Origin of the sequence: Bradyrhizobium sp. INPA03-11B, from assembly GCF_040446015.1 — a bacterium.
GTDB lineage: Bacteria > Pseudomonadota > Alphaproteobacteria > Rhizobiales > Xanthobacteraceae > Bradyrhizobium > Bradyrhizobium macuxiense_A.
Genome location: NZ_JASGSR010000088.1, coordinates 24,563 through 33,543, shown reverse-complemented (window position 1 = coordinate 33,543; position 8,981 = coordinate 24,563). Strand labels below are relative to the sequence as shown.

8 protein-coding genes are annotated in these 8,981 nt (G+C 64.7%); 4 read left to right on the top strand and 4 right to left on the bottom strand.

Translation table 11 applies throughout. The features are described from left to right. Positions 1-427 precede the first annotated feature (427 nt). From QMZ05_RS29160 to QMZ05_RS29150, 3 genes are read left to right on the top strand one after another with little or no spacing between them, the layout of a single operon-like run. Positions 428-841, top strand: coding sequence for a TadE/TadG family type IV pilus assembly protein (locus QMZ05_RS29160; RefSeq protein ID WP_050424025.1), 414 nt, complete (start codon positions 428-430; stop codon positions 839-841). 1 nt (position 842) lies between these two features. Beyond that, positions 843-2,501, top strand: coding sequence for a pilus assembly protein TadG-related protein (locus tag QMZ05_RS29155; RefSeq protein ID WP_353703888.1), 1,659 nt, complete (start codon positions 843-845; stop codon positions 2,499-2,501). Positions 2,502-2,543: 42 nt separating this feature from the next. After that, positions 2,544-2,834 (top strand): hypothetical protein, encoded by a 291-nt coding sequence (locus QMZ05_RS29150; protein ID WP_353703887.1) that lies wholly within the window; start codon positions 2,544-2,546, stop codon positions 2,832-2,834. A 103-nt stretch (positions 2,835-2,937) separates the two neighbouring features. Here QMZ05_RS29150 and QMZ05_RS29145 read toward each other — a convergent pair whose 3' ends face one another. Continuing rightward, positions 2,938-3,123, bottom strand: coding sequence for a hypothetical protein (locus QMZ05_RS29145; RefSeq protein ID WP_146987256.1), 186 nt, complete (start codon positions 3,121-3,123; stop codon positions 2,938-2,940). A gap of 122 nt (positions 3,124-3,245) precedes the next feature. Between QMZ05_RS29145 and hemE the strand changes: the two genes are divergently transcribed. Continuing rightward, on the top strand, positions 3,246-4,292 hold the full coding sequence (gene hemE, locus QMZ05_RS29140; protein WP_353703886.1) for a uroporphyrinogen decarboxylase: 1,047 nt from the start codon (positions 3,246-3,248) through the stop codon (positions 4,290-4,292). A gap of 249 nt (positions 4,293-4,541) precedes the next feature. Here the strand turns inward: hemE and QMZ05_RS29135 are convergent, their stop codons facing one another. From QMZ05_RS29135 to QMZ05_RS29125, 3 genes are all read right to left on the bottom strand, one after another. Further along, a complete protein-coding gene (locus QMZ05_RS29135) occupies positions 4,542-6,155 on the bottom strand; it encodes a choline dehydrogenase (protein WP_353703885.1) in 1,614 nt (537 codons plus the stop codon). A 157-nt stretch (positions 6,156-6,312) separates the two neighbouring features. Continuing rightward, positions 6,313-7,902, bottom strand: a complete 1,590-nt coding sequence (locus tag QMZ05_RS29130) for a bifunctional 3-(3-hydroxy-phenyl)propionate/3-hydroxycinnamic acid hydroxylase (protein ID WP_353703884.1) — start codon at positions 7,900-7,902, stop codon at positions 6,313-6,315. Position 7,903: 1 nt separating this feature from the next. Further along, the gene (locus tag QMZ05_RS29125) at positions 7,904-8,899 is read right to left on the bottom strand and encodes a VOC family protein (protein ID WP_353703883.1); all 996 of its coding nucleotides are present in this window, start codon (positions 8,897-8,899) and stop codon (positions 7,904-7,906) included. Positions 8,900-8,981 lie beyond the last annotated feature (82 nt).

Sequence of the window (8,981 nt, the reverse complement as noted above, 5' to 3'; positions counted from 1 at the left end):
GGAATATTCAAATGCTGACGTGGTCTGTGCATCGCGAGCCCTCCAATCTCAGCACGGGACGCAATTCGTTCTCCAGTATGTGATTCAGCTATACTAACATTTGGTTGCACTTTCGTTTAGTTTCAATTTGTCGCGACACCGCCGTGACTGTGCGCCATATGTATTGTTACGTGCATTGCCACGTAATGCTACGGTATTGGACGGCTGCACCTGCACACGCGCGCAGCACCTCGACACCAGCAGCCCCCGGATTTCTGCGGGCATGGCATCAAAGATTTTGATCGCCCCATAACACATCGCGCACCCAATAAGTCTAAGCACCGCCATTCATCTGAATTGGCGCCCCTGATTCGCGAAAGCGTTTTCATAGTTTTCCTTAATCAAAGCCTCGCAACGTGGCGCCGTAGATTGCGTTTCGAGGTATGTCATGACCAGGTTATTTCGCTGTCGAAGCGGCGCTTCTGCTGTCGAATTTGCGCTGATGCTGCCGCTATTCCTCGCCTTCATTTTCGGCATCATCGTATTCGGCTCTTACCTTGCGATGGTGCATGGCGTCCAGCAACTCGCCGCCGAAGCGGCGCGATCGTCGATTGCCGGAATGACCGACACTGAACGCAACAGCCTCGCAACCAACTACGTCACCGCCAACGTATCGACCTATCCGCTGCTCGTTCCCAGCAATCTCACCGTCAATGCCGCGCCGTCGGCATCGAACGCGAACGTCTACATCGTGACGCTCAACTACAACGCGGCCGGCAACTTCATCTACAAGCTGCCTTTCGTGCCGGCGCCTGCGAGCACCATCGTCCGCTCTGCTGCGATTCAGTACGGGGGGTTCTAGGATGAGCGGCATCCTCACGCTGATGCGGCGCTTCGGCGCCGACGAGCGGGGAAACTTCGCGATGATCAGCGCCGGCCTGATGACGCTCCTGATCGGGTGCGCCGGGCTTGCGATCGATCTCGGCACGGTCTTCGCCGATCGGCGCAAGACCCAGAGCACCGCCGACCTCGCCGCGATCGTCGCCGCCGCCAATTTGAGCAATCCGGTCAACGCCGCCTCCGCGACGGTGACGCAGAACAACTATCCGGCCAGTGCGCTGGTCAAGGTCGAGACCGGGACCTACACCGCAAGCAGCGCCATCGCGCCGCAGGCCCGCTTCGTGACCCCGGCGGTCGGAATTCCGAACGCCGCGCGCGTCACGCTGACGACCCAGACCCCGCTCTACTTCGCGCGCTACCTCACCGGCGCGAGCAGCTTCAACATCACGACGACCGCCACTGCGACATCGACCGAAATGGCCACATTCGAGATCGGCTCGCGGCTGCTCTCGGTCAACGGCGGTGTGCTCAACGCGCTGCTCGGCTCGATGCTCGGCACCACGCTGTCGCTCTCGGTGATGGACTACAATTCGCTGATCAGCGCCAAGATCGACGCGCTGGACTTCCTGTCGGCGCTGGCAACCCGGATCAACCTGACCGGCGTCACCTATAGCGACCTCTTGAGCAGCAACGTCAAGGTCGGCGATTTGATGGCGGCTGCGCTGACCACCCAGCAGATCACCAATGGCGCGGGCGCCGCGACCACCGCGCTGTCGACAATCTCCCAGGCGGTCACCGGCTCCTCGACCAAGGTTTCGCCGGGCACCCTGATCGACCTCGGGCCCTTCGCCAACCTCACGGTAGGGCAGAAGCCGAAGGTCGGCGCCAGCGTCTCGGTGTTCGACCTCGTCAACACGGTGGCGCAGATCGCCAACGGCAGCCATCAGATCGCAACCTCGGTCAATCTCGGCCTGCCCGGCATCGCCAACGTGTCGGTGATCGCGACGATCGGCGAGCGCCCGGTCGGCTCGAGCTGGATCGCGATGGGCACCCAGGGCGTGAGCGTGCACACCGCGCAGACCAGAATCCTGGCGACGATCAACGTTCTCGGCTCCGGCAGCATCGCGTCGATCAATCTGCCTGTCTATGTCGAGGTCGCCTCAGGGACCGCGACGCTCAATGCGGTGTCCTGCGGCCATCCGAACATCAACACCTCGCAGGTCACCGTCGGCGTGACCCCGGGAATCGTGGATGCCTGGATCGGCAACGTCACGGTCGCCGACATGACCAACTTCGCGACCAAGCCCAATCCGCCGCCGGCGACGCTGGTCACTGTGCTGGGGATCCCGATCACGGGCCTCGCCCATGCCGGCATGGGCAACACCACGCCGACCAACGTCAATTTCAGCTACAGCGACATCCAGGCAGGGACGAAGAAGACCGTAACGACGACCAACTTCTTGTCTTCGCTGACGGCAAGTCTGCTCGGTGACCTCACGCTCAACATCGCTGGCATTCCGATCCCGGGATTGGGCGCGCTCGTCATGAGCATCCTGAACGGCGTGACGAGCCCGATCGATCAGGTGCTGGCGTCCCTGCTCTCGACCCTCGGCATCGGGCTCGGCCAGGTCGACGTCTGGGTGCTGGGCATTCGCTGCGACGGCGCCGTGCTGGTGAACTAGAGCACGATCGCGACCGGTCATCACACCGGGTTAGGAGACGCCGTGAGTACGACAATAAGAAGATACAAGACCGACAGCCAGCGAATGGCCTTGATGAAACGCGGCATGATCTTCTTCCGCAACACCAGCGTCGGATGTCTTGTGCTCAACATCTCGACCGGAGGGGCGGGACTCGCGGTGGAAAGCGACGCCGCACTCCCGTTCGCCTTCGACCTCGAGATCGAGAGCGAGCCGATCCGGCGGCACTGCATTCTGGCCTGGCGCCTGGAGCGTCGGCTCGGCGTGACCTTCGAATTCGACCGGATGCAGTGCCCCGAAGGCGGCCCCGTCTAGCTGAGTGGGCGCGGCCCGCGTCGAACCGCCACGACGCGGCGGTTCGTTCCAATATGATTGAGCTGATTTCGCGTCGTGGTTAGCAATCGCTGGGATATACCAGCTAATTGTCGCGATTGCCGTCGTGCTTCGACGGCGCCGGCTGTGTGGCGCTGACCGGATCGGACGCCGGGAAGGTATCCTCCAGACCCTCCTTCAGCCGGGAGCGCGCCTTGCGCTCGGCGGCCTTGGCCTCGTGCGGCTTCTCGGCATGCTTGTCATGCGCGGCAGGATCGAATTTGTCGGCCATGTCGTTCCTCCCTTCTCCGGGGGCAACGCACCCACGCAAACAGGGGTTCCAGAACCGCCTTGGCCCGCTGCGCCGCAGCGTGTATCAGGGGCCAAATTTTGACCGAGATCAGGAACTTTCGCGTGCCCCAGGATCCCACCAAGAAGCCGCTCATCGACCTCCTGTCGGGTCACCGGCAAGCCACGCCGCCGCTCTGGATGATGCGGCAGGCCGGCCGCTATCTGCCGGAATATCGCGAGCTGCGCGCCAAGGCCGGCGGCTTCCTCGATCTCTGCTTCACGCCCGAATTCGCCACCGAGATCACGCTGCAGCCGATCCGCAGGTTCAACTTCGACGCCGCGATCATCTTCTCCGACATCCTGGTGATCCCCTACGCGCTCGGCCGCTCGGTGCGCTTCGAGGCCGGCGAAGGACCCCGGCTCGATCCGCTGGCGACGCCCGGCGAGATCGCGACGCTGGCAACGCAGGCCAATTTCGACCAGCTCGAGCCGGTCTTTGAAGCGCTGCGCCGCGTCCGCCGCGAGCTTGAGCCCCACATCGCGCTGATCGGCTTCTGCGGTGCGCCATGGACGGTTGCGACCTATATGGTCGCCGGACAGGGCACGCCGGACCAGGCGCCGGCGCGGATGCTCGCCTACCGGCATCCGGACGCGTTCGCCAAGATCATCGACGTCCTGGTCGAAAACTCGATCCACTACCTCGTCGGTCAGCTCAAGGCCGGTGCCGATTGCCTGCAGATCTTCGACACCTGGGCCGGCGTGCTGCCGCCGCGCGAGTTCGCCCGCTGGTCGATCGAGCCGACCCGGCGGATCGTGGCCGGCGTGCGCAAGCAGGTCCCCGGTGCCAGGATCATCGGCTTTCCGCGCGGCGCGGCGGGCATGCTGCCGGCCTATGTCGAACAGACCGGCGTCGATGCCGTCTCGATCGATTGGGCAGCCGAGCCGTCGATGATCCGCGAACGCGTGCAGAGCCGCGTCGCCGTGCAGGGCAATCTCGATCCGCTGGCCCTGATCGCCGGCGGCGCCGCGCTCGACCGCGCGGTGGACGATGTGCTGGAGAATTTCGGCCAGGGCCGGCTGATCTTCAACCTCGGCCACGGCATCCTGCAGGAAACGCCGATCGCCCATGTCGAGCAGATGGTCGCACGCGTACGCGCGTATAAGGGGTGACGTCTTGTAGCCCGGATGGAGCATAGCGAAATCTGGGTCTCTCTCGTCGGTCGACGAACCGCCCCCGGATTACGCTTCGCTTCATCCGGACTACGTCCCTATCTATCACCGTCACCCTGAGGTGGCCGCTTCTTCAGCGGCCCTCGAAGGGTCGACGGCCCGGCTGTGGCCGTGCATCCTTCGAGGCTCGCTCCGCTCGCACCTCCAGCGACAAAGGCTTCGCCTTTGCGCGGGGATGACGGGGCACAATTACCGCGCATCCTCCAAAATCATGTCGGACGCCTTTTCCGCGATCATGATCGTCGGCGCGTTGGTGTTGCCCGACATCAGGTCCGGCATGACGGAGGCATCGACCACGCGCAGCCCCTCGACACCGCGCACCTTGAGCCTGTTGTCGACGACCGCGAGCGCATCGTTGCCCATCCGGCAGGTCGAGGTCGGATGATAGACCGTGCTGCCGGTGCGGCGGCAGAAATCGAGCAGATCGTCGTCGCTGACCACCTTGGCGCCGGGATCGACCTCGCCAACCGAGTATGATTTCAGCGCCGGCGCGGCCAGGATCTTGCGCAGGATGCGGATGCCGTCGATGAAGGCGCGGCGATCGGTTTCGGTCGCGAGATAGTTGATGCGGATTTCCGGCGGCATGGTGGGGTCCGCGCTCTTGATCTTCAGCGAGCCGCGACTCTCCGGCCGCAGCTGGCAGACCGAGGCCGTGAAGCCCGAGAACGGATGCAGCTTCTCGCCCATCTTGTCGGTCGAGAACGGCAGGAAGTGGATCTGGATGTCGGGCGAGGCCAGCCGCGGGCTGGTCTTGAAGAACGCACCGGACGTGCCGGCCGCGATCGTCAGCGGTCCCTTGCGCAGCGCCGCGTAGCGCAGGCCGGCCATGACGCGGCGCACCGGATTGTTGACGACGTCGTTCAGCGTCACCGCCTGGGCGCAGCGCGTGACGATGCGCACCTGCATGTGATCCTGCAAATCGTTGCCGACGCCGGGCGCGTCGAGCACGATCTCGATGCCATGCTGCTTCAACAGATCGGCGGGGCCGACGCCGGAGAGCTGCAACAGTTGCGGCGAGTTGTACGCGCCGCTCGAGACCAGCACCTCCCTGCGTGCCTTGGCCGTGCGCAGCTGCCCATCCTGCTTATACGCGACGCCGCTCGCGCGCTTGCCGTCGAACAGGATGCGCTGCGCCAGCGCCGAGGTCTCGACGCGCAGATTGCCGCGCGTCAGCGCCGGCCGCAGATAGGACCGCGCCGTCGAGGCGCGCCGGCCGCGCCGCGTCGTGGTCTGGAAGAAGCCCGCGCCCTCCTGGGTCGCGCCGTTGAAATCCGGATTGGTCGGAATGCCGACCTCAGCCGCGGCATGAACGAAGGCTTCCGACAGCGGATCGTGATGGCGCCAGTCAGACACTGGCAGCGGGCCGCCGGCGCCGTGATATTTGTCGCCGCCGCGCTGCTGATCCTCCGCCTTGCGGAAATAGGGCAGCACGTCGTCATAACCCCAGCCGGCATTGCCGCGTTGGCGCCATCGGTCATAGTCCTCGTGCTGGCCGCGGACATAGAGCAGGCCGTTGATCGAGCTGGAGCCGCCGAGCACTTTGCCGCGCGGCTGGAACACTTGCCGCCCGTTCAGGCCGGGCTCGGGCTCGGTCTGATACATCCAGTTGACGGATTTTTCCTTGAACAGCTTGCCGTAGCCGAGCGGGACATGGATCCAGATGTTGGTGTCCTTCGGCCCAGCCTCGAGCAGCAGCACCGAGTGCTTGCCGTCGGCGCTCAGGCGATTGGCAAGCACGCAGCCGGCAGAGCCGGCGCCGACGATAACGTAGTCATACTCGGCCGCATCATTATTGGCGTTCACTGGTTTCCCCCGGAGTTTCTTTCTTCCGGTGGTACAGACAAAGCGGCAGCTTGAAAAGACTAGAGCTCCATTCCGATTTGATCGGAACGAAGCTCTAGCTTTTTGCTTTGACGCGTTTTCTTCACGCGAACCGGTGTCCACTTCGCTCGAAAACGCTCTAGTGCCATGCGCTGAGGTTCTGGAGCAGTTGCCCGACAAGCATATTGAGCTCGTCGGCATTGCCGGCGGCACCGAAGACGTAACGATCGGGCCGCACGATGATCGCTGCGGCGCCGTGTTGCCGCATCCAGTCGGCGAACAGGCCGTCACGCTCCACCACGTTCAGAACGCCGCCGGCATCGCCGCTTTCACCTGACGTGGTGATGACGACGCGCTCGCCGGCGAGATGCTGCCAGGCGGCATGGGACGCGTTCGATAGCCACGCCATCGGCTCCGCGGCGGTTGTCACGATCGCAAATTCCGGTCTCAGCAGATCGTCGAGCCGGCATATCCGCCCATCCGGTGCGCGCACATGCGGCTGCACGAACAGCCGCCCGGCGAGCGCGGTATCGCGCGCGATCAGACCGGTGACGAGATCGGGGATGAATTTCTGCCTGATGGTTTCGGCCTTGCCGGCCTTCAGATCGGCGCGCAATCGCACGTCGCGCTCAGCCGCAGCCACTGGATCGAGCTCGCCGATGATCTTGCCGAACTCCTTGGCGCTGGCGACGACGGCGCGGACATGCGGCTTGCGCTCGATCTCGTAGCTGTCGAGCAGCGCCTCGGCGGCATCGCCGCGCAGCACCAGCCTCAGCTTCCAGGCGAGGTTGACGGCATCGCGGATGCCGGCGCAGAGCCCCTGCCCGAGGAACGGCGGCGTCTGGTGCACGGCATCGCCCATCAGGAGCACGCGGCGATCGCGCCAGCGCTGGCCGAGCAGCGCGTGGAAACGATAGACCGCCGAGCGCCAGATCGTGAGATCGGAGATGTCGGTGAAGCCCTGCAGCAACCGCACGACATTGTCAGGTGCGCCGGCCGCCTCCGGATCCTCGCCCGGCAGCAGCTTGATCTCCCAGCGCCGCAGATTGCGCGGGCCCGGCACGAAGGTGCCAGGGCGCGACGGCCAGCAATACTGAAAGCTCCTGGCCGGCCGCTTGGCGGGATCGCTGGTCAGCGTATCCACCACCATCCACCATTCATCGAAGGCAAGGTCGTCGAGGCCGATGCCGAGCTGCTTGCGGACAAAGCTGTTGGCGCCGTCGCAGCCGACCAGATAGCGCGCGCGGATCAGGAACTCCTCGCCTCGCTCGCGACGCGCGGTCAACGTCACCGCGCACTCGTCCTGCTCGAGCGCCACGCCGGCGGTCGCAAGGAAAACGTCAACACGCGGATATTCGGCGAGCTTGTCGCGCAGCGCCTGCTCGACGTCGGGCTGCACGAAGGTCACGTTCGGGATCCAGCCGAGCGGAAACGGCGGCGGCATCGGGTCGAAGATCTTGATGATCTCGCCGTCGACACCGAGATAATGCGAGCCGTTATGCGGGGCGATCGCCTGCTCCATGAAATCGCCGAGCCCGATCGCCTGCAGCACACGCAGCGCCTCGTGATCGAGCGTGATCGCGCGCGGCTTGTCGTAGATATCCGCGGCGCGCTCGACGACGGCGACGCGCAAGCCAGACGTCGCCAGCAGATTGGCGAAGATGGCGCCGACCGGCCCGAGGCCGACGATTGCCACATCATAGGTGGGATTTGCGACCGACATCGACATGCTACTTCGCGAGGTAGCTCTCGAGCGTCAGCGGCCTCGGCTTCATTTGCGGCTCGCGGATCGGAACATCGGCAAACGGCGTCGCCTCCTCGAACCAGGCCTGCCGCGCCGGCAGTCCCCATGGAAACGAGATCTTGTGGTCGGACGGATCCCAGCCGATCGGCTCGTTCTCGATGTCCATGATCTGGTAGTGGGTGTTGAACAGCTCGACGCGGTGCCCGTCGGGATCGCGCATGTAGACATACATCGCGTGTCCCGGCCCGTGCCGCCCCGGGCCGCGTTCGACGGCCGCGCCATAGCCGAGCTCGCCGGCGAGATCGCAGGCGTTCAGCAGATGATGGACCTCGGGCGCGAGAAACGCGAAATGATGCAGCCGCGGTCCGGCGCCGTTGAAGAACACGATGTCGTGCGGATTGCCCTTGCGCTGCAGGAATACGCCGCGCAGATCGAAGGTGCCGGCCGGCGCGATATACTCGCTGAGCCGGAAGCCTGCCGCGGTGTAGAACTCGCACGTCTTGCGCACGTCGGGCGTCAGCACCTGATAGTGATCGAGCCGCAGCGCCGAGCCGCCGGCATGGCGGCTGAATTGGGTGATCATGCGCGGCTCGACCGGCATGGTCGCACAGAACTCCAGCGGCGTGCCGGCCGGATCGGTCGCCTGCAGCGTGCGGCCCTGGTGCGGCACCTCGGCCCAGGCGGCGCGGCAGCCATGCGCTTCGAAGAAAGCCTTGAGCCGGTCGAGGTCGTCGTCCCTGAACACCCGCAGGCCGAGCCGCGCGCAGACGGCGCCCTCGCCCCGGCGCAACACAAGGCTGTGATGACAGGCCTCCTCGATGCCGCGGAAGTAGAGCGCATCTCCCTGCTCCGCGGTCAGGATCAGCCCGATCACCTTTTCGTAAAACTGCCGGCTCGCCGCGAGGTCGCGGACGGTTAGGACGATGTGGCTCGCCCGCGTGATACGAAACCCGGGATCATGGTTCGTGGTCGGCAAGCTCATGTGCACCTTCTGGTTTTGCCGTTCGCGGGAACCCAACTCATTGCGAAAAACCGGCAAGCGATCAAGCAGCGTGCTGGGCAAA